This window comes from Bartonella capreoli, from assembly GCF_902813205.1.
Classification (GTDB): domain Bacteria; phylum Pseudomonadota; class Alphaproteobacteria; order Rhizobiales; family Rhizobiaceae; genus Bartonella; species Bartonella schoenbuchensis.
Genome location: NZ_CADDZX010000290.1, coordinates 1 through 417, shown reverse-complemented (window position 1 = coordinate 417; position 417 = coordinate 1). Strand labels below are relative to the sequence as shown.

Genomic DNA, 417 nt, shown 5'->3' with positions numbered 1-417 from the left:
CAAATGTGTTAGCATTTTTCTTTGAAATGTTTTTTGGATTATTAGCAGATAAGCTTTAAAATAGGGGATGTGGCTCTTGGGTATAGAGAAGATGGGCGCTTTTCCTTTGGATAAATACTGCTGGTGTTGATGATAACCGGTTGGTGCTGATATGGTATAGTTTGGGCTAAAGGTTTGGATGAAAAAATGAAGTTTCAAGCACGCATTTTAACACTTTATCCCGAAATGTTTCCTGGTTTTTTGGGTTATTCTTTAGCCGGCCAAGCTTTAGAGCGTGGTATATGGTCGCTAGAAACAGTGCAGATTAGGGATTTTGCTTTGGATAAGCACCATAGTGTTGATGACAAACCAGCTGGTGGGGGAGCTGGTATGGTGATGCGGGCGGATGTGTTAGCTGCTGCAATTGATAGTTGCCCC

Annotated in this window: 1 pseudogene; it reads left to right on the top strand. The window is 42.0% G+C overall.

The window, feature by feature from the left end:
* Positions 1-186 precede the first annotated feature (186 nt).
* Positions 187-417 (top strand): annotated as a pseudogene (locus tag J7R05_RS08485) (tRNA (guanosine(37)-N1)-methyltransferase TrmD); the annotation flags it as partial.